General features: G+C 59.2%; 26 protein-coding genes. All 26 read right to left on the bottom strand.

Features of this window, described 5'->3' with window-relative positions; genetic code table 11:
• Positions 1-39 precede the first annotated feature (39 nt).
• Complete coding sequence (gene fliQ, locus CIW50_RS03230; RefSeq protein ID WP_068729862.1) at positions 40-306, bottom strand: flagellar biosynthesis protein FliQ; 267 nt, start codon at positions 304-306, stop codon at positions 40-42.
• Positions 307-309: 3 nt separating this feature from the next.
• On the bottom strand, positions 310-723 hold the full coding sequence (gene flgD, locus CIW50_RS03225) for a flagellar hook assembly protein FlgD (RefSeq protein ID WP_149529807.1): 414 nt from the start codon (positions 721-723) through the stop codon (positions 310-312).
• A gap of 16 nt (positions 724-739) precedes the next feature.
• Positions 740-1,147, bottom strand: a complete 408-nt coding sequence (flbT, locus tag CIW50_RS03220) for a flagellar biosynthesis repressor FlbT (RefSeq protein WP_149530390.1) — start codon at positions 1,145-1,147, stop codon at positions 740-742.
• Between the two features lie 8 nt (positions 1,148-1,155).
• Positions 1,156-1,503, bottom strand: coding sequence for a flagellar biosynthesis regulator FlaF (flaF, locus tag CIW50_RS03215; RefSeq protein ID WP_149529806.1), 348 nt, complete (start codon positions 1,501-1,503; stop codon positions 1,156-1,158).
• Between the two features lie 40 nt (positions 1,504-1,543).
• Positions 1,544-2,587 carry a flagellar hook-associated family protein gene (locus tag CIW50_RS03210; RefSeq protein WP_149529805.1) on the bottom strand — a complete coding sequence of 348 codons (1,044 nt, stop codon included), beginning with the start codon at positions 2,585-2,587 and terminating at the stop codon, positions 1,544-1,546.
• A gap of 5 nt (positions 2,588-2,592) precedes the next feature.
• The gene (gene flgK / locus CIW50_RS03205) at positions 2,593-4,062 is read right to left on the bottom strand and encodes a flagellar hook-associated protein FlgK (protein WP_149529804.1); all 1,470 of its coding nucleotides are present in this window, start codon (positions 4,060-4,062) and stop codon (positions 2,593-2,595) included.
• A 32-nt stretch (positions 4,063-4,094) separates the two neighbouring features.
• Entirely contained in the window at positions 4,095-5,345 is a 1,251-nt protein-coding gene (locus CIW50_RS03200) for a flagellar hook protein FlgE (protein WP_149529803.1), read from the bottom strand.
• Between the two features lie 74 nt (positions 5,346-5,419).
• Positions 5,420-5,905, bottom strand: coding sequence for a transglycosylase SLT domain-containing protein (locus CIW50_RS03195; RefSeq protein ID WP_246664117.1), 486 nt, complete (start codon positions 5,903-5,905; stop codon positions 5,420-5,422).
• A 43-nt stretch (positions 5,906-5,948) separates the two neighbouring features.
• Positions 5,949-7,172 (bottom strand): flagellar hook-length control protein FliK, encoded by a 1,224-nt coding sequence (locus CIW50_RS03190; RefSeq protein ID WP_149529801.1) that lies wholly within the window; start codon positions 7,170-7,172, stop codon positions 5,949-5,951.
• Positions 7,169-8,356 (bottom strand): chemotaxis protein, encoded by a 1,188-nt coding sequence (locus CIW50_RS03185; RefSeq protein WP_149529800.1) that lies wholly within the window; start codon positions 8,354-8,356, stop codon positions 7,169-7,171. Before CIW50_RS03185 ends, CIW50_RS03190 begins: the two co-directional genes overlap by 4 nt.
• Positions 8,353-9,687 carry a MotB family protein gene (locus CIW50_RS03180; RefSeq protein WP_149529799.1) on the bottom strand — a complete coding sequence of 445 codons (1,335 nt, stop codon included), beginning with the start codon at positions 9,685-9,687 and terminating at the stop codon, positions 8,353-8,355. Before CIW50_RS03180 ends, CIW50_RS03185 begins: the two co-directional genes overlap by 4 nt.
• 1 nt (position 9,688) lies before the next feature.
• Positions 9,689-10,384 carry a hypothetical protein gene (locus CIW50_RS03175; RefSeq protein WP_149529798.1) on the bottom strand — a complete coding sequence of 232 codons (696 nt, stop codon included), beginning with the start codon at positions 10,382-10,384 and terminating at the stop codon, positions 9,689-9,691.
• On the bottom strand, positions 10,381-12,024 hold the full coding sequence (gene fliF / locus CIW50_RS03170; protein WP_149529797.1) for a flagellar basal-body MS-ring/collar protein FliF: 1,644 nt from the start codon (positions 12,022-12,024) through the stop codon (positions 10,381-10,383). The genes CIW50_RS03175 and fliF overlap by 4 nt, the downstream gene beginning before the upstream one ends.
• 128 nt (positions 12,025-12,152) lie before the next feature.
• Positions 12,153-13,406 carry a flagellin N-terminal helical domain-containing protein gene (locus CIW50_RS03165; RefSeq protein WP_149529796.1) on the bottom strand — a complete coding sequence of 418 codons (1,254 nt, stop codon included), beginning with the start codon at positions 13,404-13,406 and terminating at the stop codon, positions 12,153-12,155.
• A gap of 220 nt (positions 13,407-13,626) precedes the next feature.
• Entirely contained in the window at positions 13,627-14,361 is a 735-nt protein-coding gene (gene fliP, locus CIW50_RS03160; RefSeq protein ID WP_149529795.1) for a flagellar type III secretion system pore protein FliP, read from the bottom strand.
• Positions 14,358-14,843, bottom strand: a complete 486-nt coding sequence (locus tag CIW50_RS03155; RefSeq protein ID WP_246664116.1) for a flagellar basal body-associated FliL family protein — start codon at positions 14,841-14,843, stop codon at positions 14,358-14,360. Before CIW50_RS03155 ends, fliP begins: the two co-directional genes overlap by 4 nt.
• A 12-nt stretch (positions 14,844-14,855) precedes the next feature.
• Positions 14,856-15,551, bottom strand: a complete 696-nt coding sequence (gene flgH / locus CIW50_RS03150; protein ID WP_172980235.1) for a flagellar basal body L-ring protein FlgH — start codon at positions 15,549-15,551, stop codon at positions 14,856-14,858.
• 5 nt (positions 15,552-15,556) lie between these two features.
• On the bottom strand, positions 15,557-16,213 hold the full coding sequence (locus tag CIW50_RS29440; RefSeq protein ID WP_246664115.1) for a MotE family protein: 657 nt from the start codon (positions 16,211-16,213) through the stop codon (positions 15,557-15,559).
• Positions 16,214-16,278: 65 nt separating this feature from the next.
• Positions 16,279-17,379: a flagellar basal body P-ring protein FlgI gene (gene flgI / locus CIW50_RS03140; RefSeq protein ID WP_172980234.1), complete on the bottom strand. Its 1,101-nt coding sequence runs from the start codon at positions 17,377-17,379 to the stop codon at positions 16,279-16,281.
• Positions 17,379-17,855 (bottom strand): flagellar basal body P-ring formation chaperone FlgA, encoded by a 477-nt coding sequence (gene flgA / locus CIW50_RS03135; protein ID WP_149529792.1) that lies wholly within the window; start codon positions 17,853-17,855, stop codon positions 17,379-17,381. The genes flgI and flgA overlap by 1 nt, the downstream gene beginning before the upstream one ends.
• A 25-nt stretch (positions 17,856-17,880) precedes the next feature.
• Positions 17,881-18,669 carry a flagellar basal-body rod protein FlgG gene (gene flgG, locus CIW50_RS03130; RefSeq protein WP_149529791.1) on the bottom strand — a complete coding sequence of 263 codons (789 nt, stop codon included), beginning with the start codon at positions 18,667-18,669 and terminating at the stop codon, positions 17,881-17,883.
• Positions 18,670-18,678: 9 nt separating this feature from the next.
• Entirely contained in the window at positions 18,679-18,999 is a 321-nt protein-coding gene (gene fliE, locus CIW50_RS03125; protein ID WP_149529790.1) for a flagellar hook-basal body complex protein FliE, read from the bottom strand.
• A gap of 2 nt (positions 19,000-19,001) precedes the next feature.
• Positions 19,002-19,418 carry a flagellar basal body rod protein FlgC gene (gene flgC, locus CIW50_RS03120; protein WP_149529789.1) on the bottom strand — a complete coding sequence of 139 codons (417 nt, stop codon included), beginning with the start codon at positions 19,416-19,418 and terminating at the stop codon, positions 19,002-19,004.
• 11 nt (positions 19,419-19,429) lie between these two features.
• On the bottom strand, positions 19,430-19,807 hold the full coding sequence (gene flgB / locus CIW50_RS03115) for a flagellar basal body rod protein FlgB (RefSeq protein WP_089263431.1): 378 nt from the start codon (positions 19,805-19,807) through the stop codon (positions 19,430-19,432).
• 93 nt (positions 19,808-19,900) lie between these two features.
• The gene (flhB, locus tag CIW50_RS03110) at positions 19,901-20,977 is read right to left on the bottom strand and encodes a flagellar biosynthesis protein FlhB (protein WP_149529788.1); all 1,077 of its coding nucleotides are present in this window, start codon (positions 20,975-20,977) and stop codon (positions 19,901-19,903) included.
• Positions 20,978-20,989: 12 nt separating this feature from the next.
• Positions 20,990-22,027, bottom strand: coding sequence for a flagellar motor switch protein FliG (locus CIW50_RS03105; RefSeq protein ID WP_149529787.1), 1,038 nt, complete (start codon positions 22,025-22,027; stop codon positions 20,990-20,992).
• Positions 22,028-22,040: the final 13 nt, after the last annotated feature.

The raw sequence follows: 22,040 nt of genomic DNA, 5'->3' as shown, positions 1-22,040 counted from the left end.
AGCGCCGACCTTGCGTGAAGATGGTGGAGGCGCTGACGGCTAGAAGCCGCGCTCAATCCGGCCGTAGAGCACTTCGGTGAAGGCGAAGATATGGGCTCCCATGAAGGAGCCGGTGACGGCGACCACGATCAGCATCACCACGATCTTGGGGATGAAGGTCAGCGTCATTTCCTGCACCTGGGTCAGCGCCTGCAGGAGGGCGATGACGATGCCGACGAACATCGCGGCACCGACCGCCGGGCCGGCGGCAACGATGATGGTCCAGATCGCCTGTTGGGCGATATCAAGGGCGTCGCGCTCGTTCATGGTTCAGCTGATCGTGATGCCAGGTCCGAGAGAAACCTTAACCCCGTTCTCGAGCGTCGCGACCGCACCGCCCTGGATGATATAGACTTCCTTGATCTTGCCAGTCGTGCTCGTACCGGATTCGTCCGTGAACGACGCAGTACGCCCGATCAACCCTTCAGCCTGGGACATCGCGCTGGTCGACAACAGCGTATCGAGCTTTGCATTGGTCTGAACCGCCTGCTCGACCGACGACAGTTGTGCAAGTTGGCTCATATATTCAGTTGAATCGGTCGGATTGGTCGGATCCTGATTACGCATCTGCGCAATTAGGAGCTGCAGGAACCCGTTATAGTCGATCATGTTGGTCGACTGCGACGACGTGCCCGACGTCGTGTTGGTCGCGGATTTCGCGGTATCTACGCCGTTGACGATCATCTCGTTCTCCTTAAGTTCAGGCCACGACCGGCAGCAGCATATCGGCGCTGCCCAGGATCGCCTGCTCGATCTCGAACAGGGTCCGGATTTTCCGTAGCGCTTCGTAATAGCGCTTCGCTTCGACCAGCTCCTCGATCGCATCGAGGCCTTGCAAGAGCTCCTTATTGTCGGCCGCCGCGTAGATCGCGCAGCGCTGATGCCCGAAGACGGCACGCGCCTGCTCGACATCGCTCGGGCTCATCAACATCAGCTGCACAACGAAGTAGAGCTGCCGAAGCGGCGTGGTCGCGTCGGCGACCTGCATGACCTGACTTTCCAGCATGAAAGTCACGTCGTTAATCAATTCAAGCGTCACCTTGCGATCGACCCGCAACACCGCGCCATTAATATAGATCTTCTCGCCTGACCGCAGCGATATGCACATCGGCTTCTTCATGCCAGCGAGTCCCGAATAACGATATTGATGGCAACGAGATCAGACACATCGGACAGTTGCGCGTCCCGGAGGCGCTCGGCTTCCTTGATCACCCAAAGACCAATCGAGATCAGCTGAACCCGCAATTGCTCCGGCAGCCCGTTTCGCGGGCTCGACAGATCCTGAATAAAGAAGGTCCAGAGATTTCGGATATAGAGCAAGGCGTCGGCCTCTTCCGATGGCTCGAGGACACCGCTCTGGATCTTCTGGAGCAGCGCAATGCCATGATTGAGCGCCTGCTGCTCGCGGGATCGCGCCTCGCGGCCGCTATCCTCAATTTCCGCGTCGTAACTTGCCAGTGTCATTTCAATCAACAACCTGTTGCGTCATAAAATAAGCCGCCGATCAGAGATAGTTGAGGATACTGAGGTTCTGAATCTGCGCCGTCAGCGCATGCGACATCTCCAACTGGTTTCTCAGGGACGTAACCCGGACGGACGCTTCCTCCGGATCGACGACTTCCATCGCATTGACCTGCTTGTTGACGATATCGATCTGGACCTTGAGACGGCTGGTCGCATTCGTCGTCTGCTCCTGCGAGGTGCCGAGACGAGCACCCACGCTCGCCAGATCCGAGATCGAGTCGGCGACCAGCAGCAGCGCCTTGTCGGTGACTGCCTGAAACGTGCCCTGATTCAAGCTTTGCAGATCGAGCCCACTAAGCATCGTGTAGGTCATCGTCAGCTTCCGGAACGCCTTGTCATTAGCACTGACGGACGAGTCGACGGTTTGTGTCGTCGAGATACGACTGCGCATGACCTGATCAGATGCCGAGGACCAGTTCGTTCCCCAGGCCGGATCGGCGAACTCGGTCGCAAATGCATTGTCGAGAAAGTTTTCCATGGCAGCGGGGGTGATATTGACGGCGGCCACATCTCCCGGTGGAAAGCCGAAAGTGGCGGTAAAGGCCGCATCGATCGCCGTCTTGCTGGGCGAACCTGCTTCATACGGCGTCATCGGCTGTTGCGCGGTATTGATGCCGCCGAACAGATACTGTCCGTCCATCGCGACATTGAGCGTCGTGAGAAGCGACTGAAGATTGGACGACGCCGACTGCCCGATGATTCCGCCGCCATTTGCTGAATTGCGGGCTGCCAGAAGATCTTTCTGGAAGGACTCCGCAGTTCCAATCAATTGCGAGATGCGCTCCTGTGCGACATCCAGACGGCCGCCTACGAGCGAGTTGGTGTCAACGATTTTCCCCATGTCGAGAAGCTCGGCACGTAGCGTCACGTCGCGGCCGGCCAGTGCGCCAAGCTGTCCGCCCACGTCGGCCAGCCGACCGGTCGTCGCCTCCTTGACAGCCTTGGAGATCGCTACCTGGCTTTTCGACGCGGAGATGCGCAGGGTGGTCGAAATCGAGTTCGACGAAATGAAATTTGTAGCCATACCGATTACCCCACCGCCATCAGAAGTTCTTTCAGCATATCGTCGATCGTTGAGATCAGCTTCGACGATGCAGAGAAGGTCCGTTCGACCTGCAACATGAAGGTCATCTCGTCATCCATGTTGACACCATTGACGTTCGACAGCGCGTCGGCGCTGCGCTCCAGAAGCGTCTGGCTATAGGTAGCGTCGTCGCCCACGCTCTTGCGCTGCGATTCCAGCCAGCTCACCGATGAGCCGGCGAAATCGATGAGGCTGCCGCTTGGCTTGCCGAGAGCGGCCGGGTCGTAGGTCCGGGATGCGGCCATGCCGTCAACGACGCCCTGGATGCGGGTGAAGAATCCAGCTTCGCCGCCGGTATTGTAGACGTAATTGACGCCATTGATCCCACCGTCGCGGATCAAGCTGGGATTACCACCAAGCGTCTGATCGACCAGATCGGTGACCTTGATTGTGCCGGCGAGCCCGGTATTGATCAAGCCCGTGGTCGGCAATCCCGGCCCACCCGCATAGGTGAAGAGGCCGGTGCGGTCAGGGCCAACACCGCCGGTTTGATCCTTCTCGGCAAATATCTCGATGACAGAGCGCGCGACCTCGTCGAGCTGGTTCTGATAGGTCACCATCTTGTCGTCGCGGAGCGTCGCGAGACCGACAAGCTTTCCGGAATTGAGCGGCATCACCGCGGTTGGGCCCGTCACCGGGACGCCGTCGATGACGACGGCATTCCCCGTGGTGCCTGGCGTGTAGGAGTTCGTCGCATCGAAAGTGACGGACCGGGCGGTGCGTTCGAACATCGTCACGCCGGAATCCGTGTAGATCACCATGTCGTTATTCGCCCGGGTGGCGAAGGTGATCCCGACCTCCTGCGACAACTTCGACAGGATGCTGTCGCGCGTGTCGAGATAGTCGGTGACGTCAGATCCAGCGATAGTCCCCTTGATGACAGCCGTATTGACCGTCTCGAACTGTGCCAGAAGCTGGTTGATGTTCTGGACCGATGTTGCCATTTCGGCATCGGCATCAGCGCGGACCGTTTGTACGGTATTGGTCGATTCGTTCAATGAGGCCGCGACATTTTTGGCCGCCGTCACGGCAGAATTGGCGAATGTCACGTTGTCGGGTGCCGAGGCATATTGCTGCAGGGCGCTTTTCAGTTTTGCCAACTGCGCCGCAGCGGACTGGTCAAGCTCCGGATCGTCAATGGTGACAGCCGCGACTTTCTGCAGACCGTTATAGAGCGCGTCCTGCTGCGCCGTGGTCGACACCGCCTTGACAACATTGTTGAACAGGCCGGCGCTGGCGGCACGCTGAATGCCGCTGACATAGACACCGCTGCCCGGCTGGGAAACGATCAGAGCATTCTTGCGCGAGTAACCGTCCTGATGCAGGCCCGCGACGTTGCGCGAGATGACGGAAGACTGCACGCCCGACGCCATAAGCGACGAGCGGGCCGAATTGAGTGCGACCGTAAGTGACATTGGGAACTCCCGTCAGTGATCCGCGCTGTGCGTTAGCGCTTCAGGTTGACGAGCACGTCGAGCAGATCTGCGCCGGTCTGGAACACCTTGGAATTCGCGGTGTAGCTGCGTTGCGACTCAATCATCGCGGTGAGCTCGTTGGCCAGATCGACGTTGGATGCTTCGAGCGCTTCCGGCTTGATGGTACCGAGGCCGCTATTGCCCGCGAAATCGACCTGGATATTGCCGGAGTTGGTGCTGATCGAATAGACGTTCCCGACTTCGGGCGAGAGATTGTCGGGACTCGGTACCGTCGCTAGCGGGATCTTGTAGCTCGCGATTCGCGTGCCGTCGTCGAAGATCGAATACATGGTGCCGTCCGAGCTCACCTCCACACGGTCGAGCGCGCTCGGCGCGTTGCCGTTGGTCGTGGCCTTGAACTGGAACTCGTCCGCTACCTGCGTCATACTCGACATATCGAAAGTGAAGGGCGAGCCGCCCGGGATTGTGAAGTTTATGGAAGTCGGGCTCGCGGCAGCGAGGCGACCCTTGCCGGTGGCGCTGACGTCGAAGGTAAATGTCTGGGTGGTGCCCAGCTGCGACCCGGCTGCATAGGGGAAGCCTCCGCCTGCTGCCGCGCCTGCGCTGTTGTAGATCTGCACATCCCATGTATTGGCGGCTGTCTTGAACATGTACATGTCAAGTTTCACCGGATTTCCAATATTATCGTAGGTGATGACCGACGTTTTCGACGTAAAGTTCGGCGGTCCGGCGCTGATCGCAGCATTGGAATCCAGGTTGGCGCTACTGATGCCTGCCTGGGTCGTCGGATTTCCCAGCAAGGACTGCTGCGCGATGTTTACGACCTCGAGATTGCCGAGGCCATTGGCAACGACGTTCGGCTGGGCGCCATTCTTGATGTTGTAGCCCATCAGATAGTAGCCACCGGTATTGTAGAGATTGCCCTGGCCATCCGGAACGAAAGAGCCAGCGCGCGTGAGGTAAGGCGTGCCTCCTGCGTCGCTGACGACGAAAAATCCGTTGCCCTGGATCGCCAGATCGGTCGCTGATGTCGTATAGTTCAGCGTTCCAGGATCTGAAATGGCGTACCTAACCTGCGTCTCAACGCTGCCGGAATTGTAGTTTCCTGTTCCGCTGCGAAGGATAAGAGAGGAGAATTCCGTCGAGGCGCGCTTGTAGCCCGTGGTATTCACGTTGGCGATATTATCCGCGACCGTCGCCAGTTTGTTCGACTGCGCGTTCATGCCGGAGCCGCCTGTGCGCATCACCCCATACAGACTCATCGATTATCCTCCGTTTCACGTGTGAAGTATTAGAATTGAAGTTGCTTGTGCGAGGCTGGCGGTTATCCACAGGGTCATCGTGACGCAGTGCGTTCCGCGCAGAAGTCGCGTGCCTTGCTCGTCCATGACCCGAAACCGCTTGCGACAAGACTGCCGATAACGCTGCAGATGTAGCGTTTCTGGCCGACGACATTGGTCGGCCCGGCATTGTAGCGCGCGACAGCCATCGTCCAGTTTCCCTCGCGTTCCCGCAGATCTTTCAGGAATCGCGCGGCATAATCGACATTGCGTGCGGCATCGAACATCGCCTCCACGTTGGGGAATTTCTCGCCGTGATAGCGATGATTGATCTGCATGCAGCCGAGATCGACCAGCTTGGCGCCCTTGCTCTTTTCTTCTGTAAAGCGCGCAACGGCATTGCGCAGATCGGTGGCCAGCACTGTCCTGCCATCGACATTGAGCGCATAAGGATTCAGCACGCCCTTGCGTCCGGTCTCGCTGAGCCCGACAGCAAACAGCACGCCGAGTGGCACATTGTGGCGGCGTGCCGCGCGTGCCATCTCCCGTTCGCATGGGCCTTCGGCCCGAGCGTCAGTCGCAGCGCTAGATATAAACAGTGCTGCTACGAACCCGATTGTTAGCCTGGTCCTGCTGCCGCTCTGACGACCTTGGCGATTGCTCATGATCCTGCCTGTTATGCCGTGCGCCGCTCTGCGCATCGCCGGACGACCGGCCCGAAGAACCGCCGTCCGCCTGCGATCCGCCTGACGATGGCAGCGAAGAACGTTGATCGGACGGCGCTTGCTGTTGCTGCTGACCGTTGTTCAGATTTGCGTCGGGGGTTTGGGTATGATCGATCGCCGCGATGTCGAAGGTATAGCCAGCCGACTGCATGGCGTCGGTGAGCGCTCCGCGCTCCTGCCGCAGCATCTGCGTGGTCTCGTAGCGATCCGCGGTGAGGTGAATCTCCACGGAATCGCCGGCAAGTCGCATCTTCACGGTGACAGAACCGAGATTCGGCGGATCGAGTTCGAGCGTCATCATGCGCACCGGCCGGCTATCCGCAACCTTGTGCGCTTCGGGCCCCGGCGCGTCAGCCGCGCGAGCGCCTTCAGGTGATGCGACCGCCGCGAGATCGGTCGCCATCCGATCGACGATCTTTTGCAACGTCGTAACCTGCTGCACGGGCTCGAAATGCGTCTCTTGTTCACGAACGACCGCCTTGGCAGCTGGAAGCGGCTTGGTATCCGTCGTCTCGACCGTCAGCGTGAAGCGTTGCGTGGCAGCCGTATCAGCATCAGGCTCATCAGCTTTTGCGGCATGAATGAGCTTTGTGGGATCGAGCGAAGCATCATCTGCCTTCACGTCCGGCACCGAGATGCGGGACGCCGCCTTGTCATCGCTTGGCAAAGGTGAGTGTGCGTGATCGAGTTTGGCCATTACCGCGCTGAGCGCGGGATCCGGCCCGCGCCAGGGTGCAGATTTTGTCGCGCTCTCGTCGCCCTTCGTGGCCTTTGAATCGTCATCATCGGTTTGATCGTCGCTGACATTCGGTTTTTGCGCGACTTCACTCGTCAGTTCCGCAAGAACGGATGCCGCGTCGAGCATCGGCTTTGCATCAACGATTTTCGCGTCATCAACTGTCTTGGCCGCACGCGGCGTGACTGTTTTGGTCTCCTTTGAGACCAGGCGGAGCTGCTCGCGAAAATGATCGGCCTTCTCCTTGCCGTCCTTGGCATGGGCACCGCCATTCAATCCGCCTTTCGCCCCGGCCTTTCCGGCCGCTGTCTGGCGAAGCGCTGCCATCAGGAGATCGGCATTGTTCATCGGGTTTTCTCCTTTAATTGCTCTTGCGATGCATCGAGCAGCTTTTGCGCGCGATCGACGGCGGCAAGAGAGCGGCTGAAATCAATGCGCGGCCGCATGGCCGTCTTCGCTTCGCTGCTTCCGTCGCTCTTGGCCTTAGCCTCCGGCAGCGCCTTTCGAACATTCAGTCCAATAGCGAGCGCCGCAGTTTGCAGTTCGACATCTCGTTCGGACAGTTTTGCCTTGTCGATCTGCTCAAGCTCGGCAATTGCAGTACTGTGTGCAGATGTGGCAACGCGTGCCGCGGCACGATACAGGCGCGCGCGCACGCGCTCGGCGCTGTCGTCATCGGACAATGCGAATACACGGTCGGCAGCGAGTACTGTCATTTCAGTCTTGCCACGAACCAATGCCGTTCTCGCAATCAGAAGATAGAGTGCACGCTGGCTCGCCCGATCGAGGTGATCGAGTACGGCGACGAGGCGCGGGAAACGATCGGGACGTTGCACGAAGCTGAAGCGTGCAACAGAGAGCGCGAAGCGCTGGCGGAAATTTCCTGCATAGATAGAATGCCGATATCGGCGAAAGTAACGCACCGCGAGGGCTTCAAACTTGTCGAAGTCGTCGTCCTGCCCGACGATGAAAATCTCTCGACGCAGTGCCGCTTCCTCGACCAGCGTGCCCGGCATCATCAACCGCACTTCGTCGAGCAACGCGATCGCGACCTTCAGATCGTCCTGTGCAACCAGTGCCGATTGAACCAGCGCAATCTCGGCACCGAGTGCCGCAGGCAGACTGCGTGGCTTGATATTGGCGAGCTTTGATTTCGCTTCGTCCGTACGCCCTTCGACATAGGCGATGGCGCCATCGACAATCGCCTCGTCAATATTCAATACGTTGCGGGAGCGGAGGCTCGCAACCACTTGCGGCGACCCACCACTCAGGAGAAAGGTGACAGCTGCACGCGAATTGCGCGGCTCCTTCCAGACGGCAGCATCGGCTTTCAGGAAGCTCTCACCCAGGCGCTTCAGCAGGGCGGGTTGGGAATTGTGCGCGTCGAGATCACCGCGCGCAATCTGATCTTGCAGCATCTGCAATGAACGAACCATCTGATACGGCTCGCGCATTTGGTCGTCGGCCGGCTGCGCATGTGCGCTGCCAAGACAGGCTAGAAGCGTTGCTGCAATGATCCTGGTGCTGGTCATAGCACGGGAGCACGGATCAGAAGCTCGATCCGCCGATTCTGCGCGGCGAGCGGATCATTCTGAATTTTCGGCCGGCGGTCTGCATAGCCCTCGATGCGTTCGACTCGCCCGGCATCGAGGCCGCCGCGCACCAGCATGTGATATGCCATATGCGCACGCGCGGTCGAGAGTCGCCAGTTGTCATATTCCGACGTGCGATAGACGCGGCTATCGGTGTGACCGCGCACAATGACCTGACCGCGGTTCTGCGCGATCATCGGTGTGATCTTGTCGAGTGCGCGAACGAGACCGGGCGTGGGCTCCGCCGAGCCGCTTGCAAACATTCCGTAATTCACGTCATCCGTCAGATTGATCAGGAGTCCTTCGGGCGTTTCCCTCACTTCGGCCACGGGACGGGCCGGTCCAATGGCGGCCAGTGCCGCCGAGATTGCGGCCTGGAGCTTGGCAGCGTCCATCGGCTGGGCTTTTTCTGCCTGGGCGGGCGCCTTGTCAGGCTGCGTTTGGGATTTGTCAGCCGCCGCCGCCCTGTCTGCCTGCGCCGGTTGCGGGCGGCCCGCTGCCGGGTTGGACTTGTCGCCGTCGTCTGCAAACAACCCGGCGGGCTTCGGCGCCTCCTGCTTGTCGGATTTCGCAGGAGTTGAATTCGATCCGGACATTTCCTGACCCGGAGACCCGGTGGCATCAGGCTTGGCATCGAGCGGACGTGGCTCCTGTCCTTCGCTCGCTGCAGCAGCAACATCCTCACCGAATGGAAGGCTGCCGGCATCCTTGCGCCCCGACAGCTTCTTCTCAAGCGACGAGATCGACGCCATCGGCCAGTTGATCGGGTCGAACGGATCGCGATAGGCCTCTCCGCCCTTCAGCCCTTCTTTGCGGCTTGGATCGAGCGCTGCGCTGGTCTGCCCGGGACGCGGGGGACCACCGGCGATTTCCGACAGCACCGCATAAGGATCGCGAAACAAGCTCGCCTCGCCATAGCGAGGCTGCGGAGGTTGCGGACGCGCAAGCGCATCCGTCGGCTGACCTGGCTCCGGATGCGGCCACTTGCTCTCGCCTTCTACGGCCTTGCCAGGGTCAACCCGCCGGGCATCGTTGATGCCTTTACGATCCGGGGTTGAGTCCGTCAGCTTGATCGGATTGAAATAGGTGGCAACGCTCTCACGCGTTTCCTGATTGGTGGCATTGATCAGCCACATCACCAGGAAGAACGCCATCATCGCCGTCATGAAGTCGGCGTAGGCGATTTTCCAGACACTGTTCTTCGTCTCGCCGCTCTCGAGAGAACTCCGGCGGCGGATAATCACTATTTCGGTTGGAAGCGGATCGGCCATCTCAGCTTTGGACCGCCATCTTCAATCGCTCGGTCCAGACCTTGAGCTGAGTCTCAAGCACGATCTGATCAACGACAATCGACGCTTCCGCTTCGGGGCCCGCACGCAGTTCCGATGCAATGGCGCGTACACCGAGCTTGCTGCGGATCAGGTCGAGCAGTTCCGATGGGCCAGTGATGCGCAGGACCGGGCGGCGGCTATCGGTCGTAATCGACGACAGATGCTCGATGAATGACGTAACTGCCTGTTTCTGCACAGCGTTACTAATGAGCGGTTCGAGAAGTCGGGCGGCTACGCCGGCGATTCTTCTCTGTAACTGGTCACCCATTTCGGCAATGTCGCCGGCGAGCTTGGCTGCAGTCTCGTTGAGCAGTTGCTGCCGTTCCTCGGCGGCCTGTGCCGCAAGTGCCTGCTTCTCGTGCTCCAGGCGTCGCTCGAACTCGGCGAGCGCACTCGCATAGCCTTCGGCGCGACCGCGCTCATAGCCATCATCCTCCTGCACGGGGAGTGGCTTTGGTTGCGTCTGCGGCTGCGGCTGAAACGACGGTTGCTGTTTTGCCTTCTGCAGAAGCGGCTGATGTTGCGGCTGCACGCTGGAGTGATGCAGATGATCGAACGGAACGACACGGCTGCGTGTCTTTGCCAGCTCCGGTCGATCGAAATCGGCGATCAGACGTGCGACTTGCTCTGCGCTCATACCGCTTCCTCTTGTCTGATCCATTGTTTCAGAATCGCTGCCGCCTGCTTCTCATCGAGCTGGATAATCTGTTCCAACCGCTTCTGCGGTGTATTCTGCATACTACTCGAGACATCCTGGATAAGATTGGGCGGAGCCTCGCCTCCTGACAGAGCCGCGGTCGCCATCGTGCTGCCGCCACTGAGCAGCGCATTCGTCTCCGCCTGGAACTGCGTTGTCTCGTCGGTCTTCGCGCTCGCCAGAATCGTATTGATTGCCGGGCGCAAACCGAACCAGATCAGCATGCCGGCCACGGCCAGGATGGTGATGGCACTCACGAGACTGCCTGCCTGACGCATCATCACCTCGGTGAAGGTGATCGACGGCACCGGCGCGAGATCGCGCGCACCTTCTATGAATTCAACCGCCGAAACCTGAATCTGGTCGCCGCGCGGGCGATCGATGCCAGCTGCGGTCGCAGCAATCTGCGAGATCTCCGCGACCTTGGCTTCGATCGCAGCATCGCTCACCTTGTCGCCAAGGCTCGCAATGAGACGCGGCCGGTTGACCAGAACGGCGAGAAACATCTTGTTCACCACGAAACCATCGCTCGTGGTCGTCACCGTCTTCGACGACACTTCGTAATTGGTGATGTCTTCGCGGCGTTGCTTCTCATCATTCTGATTCTTGGCACCGGTCGCATTGACCTGCTGGTCAGGCAGGTTTTGTTGAACCGTCGTCGGCTGCTGGCGATCGAGGCTCTGTGACGTTTCCTTCTCGCGCACAGCGCGCACAGAGCGCTGCACCCGCGAATCCGGATCGTAGACCGTCTCGTTGGTCTGTTTCTTGTCAGTCGACAGCTGGGTCGCAACACTGACCTCGAAATTATCGAGCCCCAGATAGGGTGTCAGTGCCCGACTCACATTCTCTTGGATCGAGCGGCTGACGACCTTCTGCAAATTGGCCATCGTGGTCGGCGTTGCCCCGACGCTGCCGCTGCCGTCATCGTCCGAAAGCAGCGAACCGTCACTGTCGAGCACGGTGACCTTGTCCGCGGTCATTCCCGGCACGGCCGCGGCTACGAGATGACGCACGGAGCGTGCCGTGCGTGCATCCGCCGGACCATCCGTTCGCAATACGACCGAAGCCGACGGCGGCGACTGCTCGCGCCGGAACGAGCCGCGCGCAGGCATCACGATATGGACGCGCGCCGCCTTGACTCCTTTGAGAACCTGGATCGTCCGCGCGATCTCGCCCTCAAGCGCACGCACGCGCGTGATTTCCTGCATGAATGACGTCAGGCCGAGAGAGCCAATCTTGTCGAACAGCTCATAACCGCCGCCGGTGGTGCTGGGCAGACCCTTGTCGGCTAGCAACGTACGCGCCTGCGCCGTCTGTCCGGGACGAACATAGACGGTATCCCCCGCCGTATTCAGATCGAAAGCGATATTCGCATCGCGCAGCACCGAACTGACACGCGTGACGTCTTCGCGGCTCAGGCCTGAATAGAGAACGTTGTATTCCGGGCGGCTGATATAATAGGCGCCGCCGCCAACACCGCCGAATACGGCGAGGCCAACTACCGCAAGCAGAATGAGACGCTTCGTACCCAGCTCAAGCAAATTGTTCCAGAGCTTCTGCGCGTGCTCGCGATTGACCATAAATACCTCTGCCCACTTCCGAATCGATCATCGATTGTGAAGCTTGTCCGAGGGTTACGGAGAGCTAGAAAACGAAATGGCCGCGACCATGACGGTCGCGGCCATTCCTGTTCACGATGCGAGAGCGATTAGCCGCGGAACAGCGACAGGATGCTCTGGCTGCCCGAGTTCGCGATCGACAGCGCCTGGATGCCGAGCTGCTGCTGAACCTGCAGAGCCTGGAGGCGGGTCGATTCGGCGTTCATGTCCGCGTCGACGAGCTGGCCAATACCGCGATCGAGCGAGTCGGTCAGGGTCTTGACGAAGTTCTGCTGCAGGCCGATGCGGTTCTTGATGGCGCCGAGGTTGGTGGCCGAGTCGGTGATCTTGGCCAGCGCTTGATCGGTGCCCGCGATGTAGGTCTCAAGCTTGGCGAGGTCAGCGGCGTTATCCGTAAGCTTCGAGATGTCCATCGACGAAACACTGAAGGTTTCCCAGGCAGTGCCGTTATAGGCGTCCATGGTGCCGTCGAGAACGCCCTTCTGAGAAGTGACGGGCGCGGCAAGCGCGGTCAGCGTGACAGCGCCGCCAAGGCCGGCAACGCTGGCATCGATCACGACGTTGGCGGCGTTGCGGCTCTTGAATTCGAGCGTGGTGCCGTTGGTTCCCACGCCGACCGTCAGACCGTCGATGCCGAGCGAATTGATCGCCGCGGCAACGTCTTCACGTGACGAGCCCTTGGCGATCGAGACATTGACCGCCGCAGCGCTACCGACTGTCACCGTGATATTGCCACCGACGTCGGTGGCAGCAGCATAGGCCGTGGTGGTGCCCGTCGGGAACGTCTGGGCATTGTAAGCTGTGTCGACATTCGCGTCATAGAGCTTGATGGCGGCGAGATCGACCGAGAGCGTATCGATCTTGACTGCGCCACCGGCGCGGGAGAACGACGACACGACGCTCTTGGTCGCGTTGTAGCTGGCGCTGCTCGAATCACCCGAGATCCAGTTTTCACCGTTGAAAACCGCACTGTCGGCGGTGTTCTTCAGCTGCTTCTGCAGCTCGGTGATTTCGCTCTGGATCTTCGCGCGATCGACGCCCGGCGTACGGGCAGCAACCAGCTTGGCCTTGATTGACGACACGACGTCGACCGTGGCGCTCAGGCCGGTATACATGGTGTCGATGGTCGCGGCGCCGAGGCCGAGGGCGTCCTGCACGGCACCCAGAGCCTGAACGTCCGAACGCATCGTGGTGGCGATCGACCAGTAAGCGGCGTTGTCCGAAGCGGTCGACACGCGATAGCCCGTGGAGATGCGGTTCTGGGTGGTTGCAAGGCTATCCGTGACCGACCGCAGGGTCTGGAGTGCGGTCATGGCGGATGTATTGGTCATCAAGCTAGACATCGTATGTCCCTTTAATTTGATTGATTTGCTGGGGACATACCGGACTTTCACCGGTACGAGAGGGCGGCATCATGCCTTTGGAATGTCGATCTGATCGACCCAACCTGTCGTGAATTGCAAGCTAGCCGCCAAACCTTACCCAAAGCTGAAGGCGGCGGCGGCTCGTATAGTTAACAGCGATCATTTGATTCGTCACTTACATCGTGATGAATCAAATGATCTATAGAAACGACTTCACAAGACCAACGGCGAGCAAATTCCAGCCGTCGATCAACACGAAGAATAGTACCTTGAACGGTAGCGCGAACACCGTTGGCGGCATCATCATCATGCCCATCGACATCGTCAGCGTTGCGACGATCATGTCGATCACCAGGAACGGCATGACGACAAGAAAGCCGATCTCGAATGCGCGGCGGAGCTCCGATACCATGAATGCTGGAATGATGATTCGCAGATCGACCCGCTGACCTTCGAGTTTGATCTTCATGCTCTCGGCAGCGAGGTTCTCGAAGGTCTGCAGATCCTTCTCACGCACATGCTGCAGCATGAAATCCCGGAACGGATCTGTGACCCGCGAATAGGCTTCCTGCTCGGTGATCTCGTTCTTCATCAGCGGCTGAAGGCCGTTCACCCACGCGCGATCGAAGGTCGGCGCCATCACATAAAACGTGAGGAACAGTGCGAGGCTGATCATCACGATGTTGGCCGGCGTCGTCTGCAGACCGAGACCGGTACGCAGGAACGAGAGCGCAACGACGAATCTCGTGAAACTCGTCACCATGATCAGCAAGCCCGGCGCCAGTGACAGCACCGTCAGCAGCGCGACCATCTGGATGATGCGGCCGCTGGCGCTGCCTTCACCCTGCGGAAGCAGGGTCGACAGATCCGGCACCTGCGCCACTGCGGCAGTCGGCAGTAGCATCAGAAGCAGGATCGGAATGAGACGCTTCATTGCACCACCAGGGTTTCGATAATCAGCTCACGCACCTTGCCGCTCGAACGCGTGAGTGCGCGCTCGTTCAGATCTTCGCGTAGATATTGCAGGCCACGGGCGCCCTCGATTTGCGCGGGCGTCAGCGTGCGCAGATAGGCAACGAGGTCTTCGCCGATGCGAGCGACCACGATACTCGCCTCCTCTTCAGTCAATTTGTCGGTCACGATCGATGCTTCCATGCGGATCCAGGCGTTCGGCGGCGCTGCTAGATTGGTCACGACCGGTGTGATCCTGCGCAGGCGATCATTGGCATTGAAGGCGGACAGGATCGGCTTTTCGGGCGCCTCCTTCTGGTTCTCACTGATGCGCTGGAACGTCGACATCAACTGAACGCTTGCGAGAGCTCCTGCCCCCACCGAGAGCGCGGTGACGAGCAGCAGGGCGCCAAGCCACTGCATGAAACCGGGGCGTTGACCATCATTCGCGACATTATCAGCCATGATCGTTTCCCATCAGAACGGCGCGACCTGGTCGTAAACCTGCTGACCCCAGTTCGGTTGTTGCACTTCCATCGAACGACCGCGGCCGCCATACGAAATGCGCGCTTCGGCGACTTTCTCGTAGGCAATAGTATTGTTTCGGCTGATATCGATCGGGCGCACGATGCCGCCGACATTGACAATGCGCATCTCATAATTGACCCGCATCTCCTGCGAGCCGCTGACCAGGAGATTGCCGTTCGGGAGCACATCGACAACGACGGCAGCAACCGAGAAACGCACTTCTTCATTACGATCGATCTTGCCGGCGCCTTTGTTCGACGATTGAGATTTGACGTTGGTGTCGAAATTTCCGGCAGAAAGCCACTTAGCGATATTGGCCGAGTAGTCGGATTCCACCTTGATCTGCGAGTCACGCGACCGATCCGTCTTGTTGTCGAGGATTGCCTTGTCGTTCATCAGGATATTGACGGTCAGGAGATCGCCGACGCGCATAGCGCGCGAATCGCGATAAAGGTCCTTACGATCATTCCAGATCGACTGAGGGCCCGCGCCGCGGTAGGCGCGTCTCTCGATTGGAATTGCGCGCGCATCGATCTGCATACCGTTGCCGATCGGCGACATGTAGGGTGCCTGGCCAACCTCGGCGAGATTGCTGGCGCATCCCGTTAGGCAGGAAAGGGCGACCGGGATCAGAACCACTCTCAACCACGTCATTTCTTGGCTTTCCCGTCGTCTGTGCGACGCATACCAGCGAGCGTATCGGCGAGATGTGCACCCCGTGCCGGCTCCATCTCATTGAGGATCGCGCTGGCAACGCGGACTCTCAGCTTGGCAAGCACGGCAGCTGCCGTATCGTCAGCCATGCTGGCGATCTGCTGTGCCGCAGCTTCCGGATTCATGCGCGAATAGATTTCGACGACGCTGTCTTCCGCCTTTTTGAGGAATTCTTCGCGCAGCTTCAGCCATTCCTCATATTCGGCGCGCTTGGCCTCAAGTTCGGCGATACGTAGCTTCAGCTTGGATTCGGTGGCTTCCAGCTCTTTCTGCTGCCACGCCACACGGGCATCGAGCGCCTGGTCTGCGATGTTACTGCAAAAGCGGGCGACGTCGGATTCCTGCGAGTTAGCGACCGCGCTATCCTTCTTGTCGATTGCGCCCGTGATCAGCGCCGAATCAGCAAGCGAACGCGCCACAAGGTCTTGCTTGTTTGCGGCCGGGCGGGGGCGTGCAACCTGCGGCGTCTTCGCAAATTCACCAAGGTTGAGCGGCTTCGAGAGCTTCTGCTCGGGCTCGGCAAATGCCGACGTCGACATCACCATGCCGATCAGCAGAAGAGACTTGATCGATCGATTTCCGGCGCGCACCATTAGTGTTCTCGTGATTCAGCTGAGCGAGCCTTGCACGCTTTGGCTTGCGTGACGCTGACCCGGGTCTACTGGATGACGAGTTCTGCCTGCAGCGCGCCAGCCGATTTGATCGCCTGCAGGATCGCGATGATCCCCTGCGGCTTCAGACCGATCTGATTAAGGCCGCGCACCAGTCGCTGCAGATCGGCGCCGCGCAGAATAGCGATCTTTGCGCCAGGCTCATTCGCTTCGATGAAGGTCTGCGGCACCACCACAGTCTCGCCACGACGGGCAAATGGTGACGGCTGCGACACGATCGGCGCTTCGGTGATCCGCACCGACAGATTTCCATGCGTCACGGCGACGGTCGAGATCTGCACGTTGCGGCCGATCACCACCGTCCCGGTGCGCTCGTCGACAACCACCCGCGCGGGTGTATCCGGCTCGACCAGTAATTCTTCGATCTCGGCGATGAACCGCACCGGCGACGTACCGCGTGGGCGCGACAGCACGATCGTCCGATAATCGCGCTCAAAGGCCACGACCTTCTGGTAACGTCCATTACCGTGAGCGTTGATCGCATCCATGATGCGCGTCGCGGTCACAAAGTCAGGATTCTTCAATTCTAGAATAAGCGATTCCATCTCGCTGAAGCGTCCCTTCACTTCACGCTCGATCAGCGCGCCGTTGGGAATGCGGCCAGCCGTGGCCACCCCCTGGCTAAGCGTTTGTGCAGCGCCTTCGACGTTGTAGCCGCCTACAGCGATAGCGCCTTGCGCGACGGCATAGGTTTCGCCATCGGCGCCGCGCAATTGCGTCATCACCAACGTTCCACCAAGCAGGGATGAGGCGTCGCCCAGCGACGAAATCGCGACGTCAATTCGCGAACCGCCCGCGACAAACGGCGGCAGATCGGCCGTCACAACGACGGCGGCAACGTTGCGCGTACGCAATGAGGTGCCACGGATATTGATGCCCATATTGTCGAGCATCGATTGCAACGACTGTTCAGTGAACGGCGCGTTGCGCAGCGTGTCACCGGTGCCCTTGAGGCCGATCACAAGGCCATAGCCGAGGATCTGATTCTCGCGCACGCCCTTGAGATTGGCGATGTCCTTCACACGCACGGCGGCATCCGCCGTTGAGATCGAAAGCGAAAGCAGGAGACCACAAAGGAGACGCAGCATCATCCGTTCTGAATCCGTACTGATCCGTCCTGCTGGACGATGCCCCGGATGGTGACGCCGGTATCGAGATTGCGAAGCTGCACCATCATGCCAGCGCTGCCCGACTGCAGGGATGTCGCGTAGGTGACGATGATCAGCCCATCATCCTCGACGAGCACCTTCACCACAGCCCCGCGGGTGACGGCCTTCAGATCTTCGAGTCCGTTGATCGGGATCAAGTGCCCCGCCAACAGCGTACGACGAGCGATACGACCAACGAGGGACGCACGGTCGTTGATGAATGCGCTTGCGCCCTGAATATTGGGCGCAAAGTTGCGATCCATGATCATCTCATCCCGGATGACGTCGCCGGGATAGATAGCCGTGGCTGGCACGGGATAGCGGACGGCATCTTCCGCCGCATTCGCGACGCCTGCGATGCTAGCCGCGAGCACGAAGCTCGCGAGCCAGCGGGTGACGATAGTGACTGCGCGCATCAGGCCGAGATCCCGTTCTGTGGATTTACCGCATGCCCTTCGAGATGGTCGACGCCATCTCGTCAGCCGCCTGGATGACCTTGGAGTTCATTTCATAGGAACGCTGCGCCGAGATCAGCTCGGTGATTTCCTTCACCGGATCGACATTCGAGCTCTCAAGGTAGTTCTGATGCAGCTTGCCATAGCCGATATCACCCGCGAAGCCGACAACCGGCACGCCGGATGACACTGTCTCGCGATAGAGATTTCCGCCCAGTGGATCCAGACCGGCTTCATTGGAGAAGTTCGCGAGCGAGAGCTGGCCGAGCTGAACGGGCGCGACGTTGCCATCAACCTTCGCAAACACCTGGCCGGACTCGTTGACGATCACGTCCACGGCATTTTGCGGAACGACGATCGCTGGCGTCACCAGATAGCCATCTGCCGTCACAAGCTGGCGATTTTCATTCAGGTTGAACGCGCCCGCGCGCGTGTAGAGCGTCTCACCGTTGGGACCGGCGATCTGGAACCAGCCGCGACCATTGATGGCGAGATCGTAGGTATTGCCGGTTTGCGCCATGGCGCCCTGCAGATGCAGTTTGCGCACGGCCGCGGAACGCACGCCGAGACCGAGTTTCGCGCCCTCCGGCACCGCGCCTTCACCACTTCGGTTGGGCACACCCTGCGCACGATCGATCTGATAGAACAGATCGGTGAATTCCGCGCGGGATCGCTTGTACGAGGTCGTATTGATGTTCGCGATATTGTTCGCGATCACTTCGACATTAAGTTGCTGCGCGCCCATACCGGTGGCAGCGATGGCCAGAGCTCTCATGATTGAACCTCAAATCGCCATTCGGCTGACTTCTTGATACGCCGCAACGACCTTGTCGCGGACGGCGACAGCCATCTGCAACGACCGTTCAGCAGACATGACTGCTTCGACCACCTTCTGTGCCGAGAGCTTGCCGTGAATAGACTGGATCGACGCGGCTTCGCCGGCCTTGATCGAACCGATGGCATCGGCGGCGACCTGTTCGAGGACGTTGTTGAAGCCAACGGTGGATGCGCCCGGCTGCACCGCGGGCGTAGCAGCATTTATGACTTCGCTGGCTTTCGCGAGCTCGCCAGCACTGCTGATGACTGAGGATACCGCTTCAAGCATTGTTAGCTCCTCAAGAGATCGATGGTCATCGAAACCATGGACCTCACCTGTTTGATGACCTGAAGATTCGCTTCGAAGGACCGATTGGTTTCCCGCATGTCCCCCATTTCGATTAGCGAGTTAACATTGGGCAGCCTCACATAGCCGGTTGCATCGGCCGCCGGATGGCCTGGCTCGTAATCCACGCGGAACGGCGCCTGATCGGTTCCGATATCTTTGACCTTGACCATGCGCACGCCGGCGGCACGATCCATTTCTGCCGTGAAGGTCGTCGTCTTTCGACGATAGGGGTCGGAGCCGGGCGTACGTCCAGTCGAATTGGCATTGGCAAGATTCTCCGAAACCACACGCAGGCGAGTTGATTGCGCCTCGAGGCCAGAACTTGCGATCTGAACGGATGCCTGTAATGGGTCAATCATTGTCAACTCCCTCAGGTCTTCATGCTTGTCATGAACATGCGATGAAACGATTTGACGATCGCCGTATTCAGCGAGTAGTCACGATTGATATCGCCGGCCTTCAGCATCTCCTGCTCAAGGCTGACGGAGTTACCGGAGTGAACGGTCTCCCAGCTCTTTTCCTTGCGCATGCCTTGGGCCTCAACCGATGAGCCGGTCGTGATATGCGCCGGCGACGTCACCGTTACAGGCACGACTTTCGAATCGAGGATCTTGTTGAACGGCTCAATGTCCTGCGCGCGATAGCCGGGCGTGTTCGCATTGGCGACATTCGCCGAGATTGCGGACTGTCGCAGCGACAGCCATCGCTCATGCGATGAGGCGACGTCGAAGAGATAGACGGGTCCCACTTATCCCCCAGGCGAACATGATTCCTTCGTCATGGTATACAAATGGAAACTTGTCCGAGGCTGGAGATGCGCATCACGACATGCGCAGAGCACTTACGCGTTTGTCTTCTGTTTGCGCGAATGCAGGAAGTAGATGATTTCTGCAACAGGGCGAAAGAACTCTGACGGGATCATTTTGTCGATGTATGCAACATCATACATCGAGCGCGCCAGCATTTTGTCTTCCACCACGGGTACGCCGTTCTTCTCGGCGATTTCCCTTATCTTCAGCGCAACCAGATCCTGTCCCTTTGCAAGTACCGTCGGCGCAGCGTCTTCGCCCTGCTTGTACTTCAGCGCAATCGCGTAATGCGTGGGATTCGCGATCACCAGCGTGGCGCGCGGCACGGCCGCCAGCATCGACTTGCGGGCGCGGTCACGTGCCAGCGAGCGTAGCCGCGATTTAACGATCGGATCGCCTTCGGCCTGCTTGAATTCATCCTTGATTTCCTGCTTCGTCATCCGCAGTTCACGGCGCCAATGGAAGCGTGCCCAGACGAGGTCGAGCGACACCAGGACAATGGTCGCAATGCTGATGGCGGATACAAGCCGCATTGCTGTGGTCAGCACCAATTCCGGAACAGCCGCCGGATCGCTAAACAATGCATTCACGGCCACGGCCTCCTCAGCCCGCAAGACGATCATCACAACCAGACTGATAGCGACGAACTTGAAGACCGATTTTCCGAATTCCACACGTCCCTGCGCGCCGAAGATTCTGCCCCATCCCTTCGCAATCGAAATGCGCGAAAGTTCCGGCTGGATGCGATCGAACACAATTCGCGGCGCGTTCTGCAGGAAAGATGACGCCAGCCCGGCCAGCATCAGGACGATAACAATCGGAATAACCAGTCCCGCCGCACTCATACCGACCGCGGAGAGCAACCCAATAGCATCCGTTCCATTACGGATGCGGATGCCCGACGGATCGTCGATCAATCGGGCTAAAGTGAATGTCAGCCTTCTGACGTTGTCGGTGGTCAAGAAGCTTTGAATAATCAATAGCGCGAGCATAGAGGCGAAAATCGGCGCTTCGCGCGAGACCGGGATTTGACCCTTCTCAACGGAATCACGAACCTTCTTCTCTGTCGCCTCTTCGGTTTTACTGTCCTTGTCGGGTTCGTCAGACACAATGCTCTATCTTCAGGTGAATACCGGCTGGTCTTCTTGATCGGGATTGAGTTCAATTTCGCCGCGCCCGGCCATATCGAGCGCAAGGTCGGTAATGGCGCGCCGCGCGTCCAGGATCTCGCGCTGATTTGCGGGGATGCCGTTAGCCAGTTCGTGGTCCACCAGACGACGGGTGCGCGACGCCAACGACGACAGAATGAGCTCGCGGAATGTCGTATCCGATCCCTTGAGCGCCATCACCACGCGGTCGGTTGGCACCTGATCGAAGATCAGCATGCGCGCTTTGGCCGTAAGGTTGACGATGTCGTCGAAGGTGAACAGCATACCCTTCAGAATCTCGGCCGACTTCGGTCGCGATTCGGTGAGGTTCTTCAGCGATTCCTCCATCTGCGTCCGCTCCATCTTGTTGATGATGTCAGCCATGCGCGGATAGGTGTCGGATGCCAGGTTGCGAGCGAAGTTGATCATGAAGTCTTCATGCATCGTTTTCTCGATAATGCTCATGGCATCCTCGACAACAGGCTTGAGGCTGAGCATACGTCGCATCAGGTCGTGACGGATATCCGGTGGCAGATGGCTCATCACGCGGGCAGCGCAGGCCGGCTTTACCCGCGAGAGAATGAGCGCGGCAGTTTGCGGATGCTCTTTGAGAAGATAGTTGGCGAGCAGACTTTCCGAGACGAGCGAGATGCGCTCCCACACCGATTTCGTCTTGTTGCCCAGAACTTCGGAAATGATGTCAGTAATCTGTTCCGGCGGCAGCACACCATTCAACAGCTTCTCCAGCTCACCGACAGTGCCGAAGATATTCGGACCTTCCGAGAAATTCTGTGCGAACTCCTCGATGATCGCCTCAAGTTCAGGCCCTGAGATGGGCTTGAGCTCGGCCGCAGCGCGCGTGACCAGTTTGATCTCTTCGGGATCGAACTCTCGAAGCAGGCCGCCCGAGAGCTCACGCCCCATGGCCAACAGAAGAGCTGCCGCTTTCTCGGTGCCACCCAACGGTTTGACGCTGGTGCCGGCGCGTTTGGCAGGTGCATTGAATGCCATAAGGAATATCTCT

This window comes from Tardiphaga sp. P9-11, from assembly GCF_008329525.1.
In the GTDB taxonomy this organism is placed as follows: Bacteria; Pseudomonadota; Alphaproteobacteria; order Rhizobiales; family Xanthobacteraceae; genus Tardiphaga.
The sequence above is the reverse complement of the archived record's forward strand: the minus strand, read 5'-3'. Positions and strand labels throughout refer to the sequence as shown.

Coding starts and splice junctions, on each gene's coding strand:
- fliQ (WP_068729862.1), bottom strand. CDS start 306: ATGAACGAGCGCGACGCCCTTGATATCGCCCAACAGGCGATCTGGACC.
- flgD (WP_149529807.1), bottom strand. CDS start 723: ATGATCGTCAACGGCGTAGATACCGCGAAATCCGCGACCAACACGACG.
- flbT (WP_149530390.1), bottom strand. CDS start 1,147: ATGTGCATATCGCTGCGGTCAGGCGAGAAGATCTATATTAATGGCGCG.
- flaF (WP_149529806.1), bottom strand. CDS start 1,503: ATGACACTGGCAAGTTACGACGCGGAAATTGAGGATAGCGGCCGCGAG.
- CIW50_RS03210 (WP_149529805.1), bottom strand. CDS start 2,587: ATGGCTACAAATTTCATTTCGTCGAACTCGATTTCGACCACCCTGCGC.
- flgK (WP_149529804.1), bottom strand. CDS start 4,062: ATGTCACTTACGGTCGCACTCAATTCGGCCCGCTCGTCGCTTATGGCG.
- CIW50_RS03200 (WP_149529803.1), bottom strand. CDS start 5,345: ATGAGTCTGTATGGGGTGATGCGCACAGGCGGCTCCGGCATGAACGCG.
- CIW50_RS03195 (WP_246664117.1), bottom strand. CDS start 5,905: ATGGCACGCGCGGCACGCCGCCACAATGTGCCACTCGGCGTGCTGTTT.
- CIW50_RS03190 (WP_149529801.1), bottom strand. CDS start 7,172: ATGAACAATGCCGATCTCCTGATGGCAGCGCTTCGCCAGACAGCGGCC.
- CIW50_RS03185 (WP_149529800.1), bottom strand. CDS start 8,356: ATGACCAGCACCAGGATCATTGCAGCAACGCTTCTAGCCTGTCTTGGC.
- CIW50_RS03180 (WP_149529799.1), bottom strand. CDS start 9,687: ATGGCCGATCCGCTTCCAACCGAAATAGTGATTATCCGCCGCCGGAGT.
- CIW50_RS03175 (WP_149529798.1), bottom strand. CDS start 10,384: ATGAGCGCAGAGCAAGTCGCACGTCTGATCGCCGATTTCGATCGACCG.
- fliF (WP_149529797.1), bottom strand. CDS start 12,024: ATGGTCAATCGCGAGCACGCGCAGAAGCTCTGGAACAATTTGCTTGAG.
- CIW50_RS03165 (WP_149529796.1), bottom strand. CDS start 13,406: ATGTCTAGCTTGATGACCAATACATCCGCCATGACCGCACTCCAGACC.
- fliP (WP_149529795.1), bottom strand. CDS start 14,361: ATGAAGCGTCTCATTCCGATCCTGCTTCTGATGCTACTGCCGACTGCC.
- CIW50_RS03155 (WP_246664116.1), bottom strand. CDS start 14,843: ATGGCTGATAATGTCGCGAATGATGGTCAACGCCCCGGTTTCATGCAG.
- CIW50_RS29440 (WP_246664115.1), bottom strand. CDS start 16,213: ATGGTGCGCGCCGGAAATCGATCGATCAAGTCTCTTCTGCTGATCGGC.
- flgI (WP_172980234.1), bottom strand. CDS start 17,379: ATGCTGCGTCTCCTTTGTGGTCTCCTGCTTTCGCTTTCGATCTCAACG.
- flgA (WP_149529792.1), bottom strand. CDS start 17,855: ATGCGCGCAGTCACTATCGTCACCCGCTGGCTCGCGAGCTTCGTGCTC.
- flgG (WP_149529791.1), bottom strand. CDS start 18,669: ATGAGAGCTCTGGCCATCGCTGCCACCGGTATGGGCGCGCAGCAACTT.
- fliE (WP_149529790.1), bottom strand. CDS start 18,999: ATGCTTGAAGCGGTATCCTCAGTCATCAGCAGTGCTGGCGAGCTCGCG.
- flgC (WP_149529789.1), bottom strand. CDS start 19,418: ATGATTGACCCATTACAGGCATCCGTTCAGATCGCAAGTTCTGGCCTC.
- CIW50_RS03105 (WP_149529787.1), bottom strand. CDS start 22,027: ATGGCATTCAATGCACCTGCCAAACGCGCCGGCACCAGCGTCAAACCG.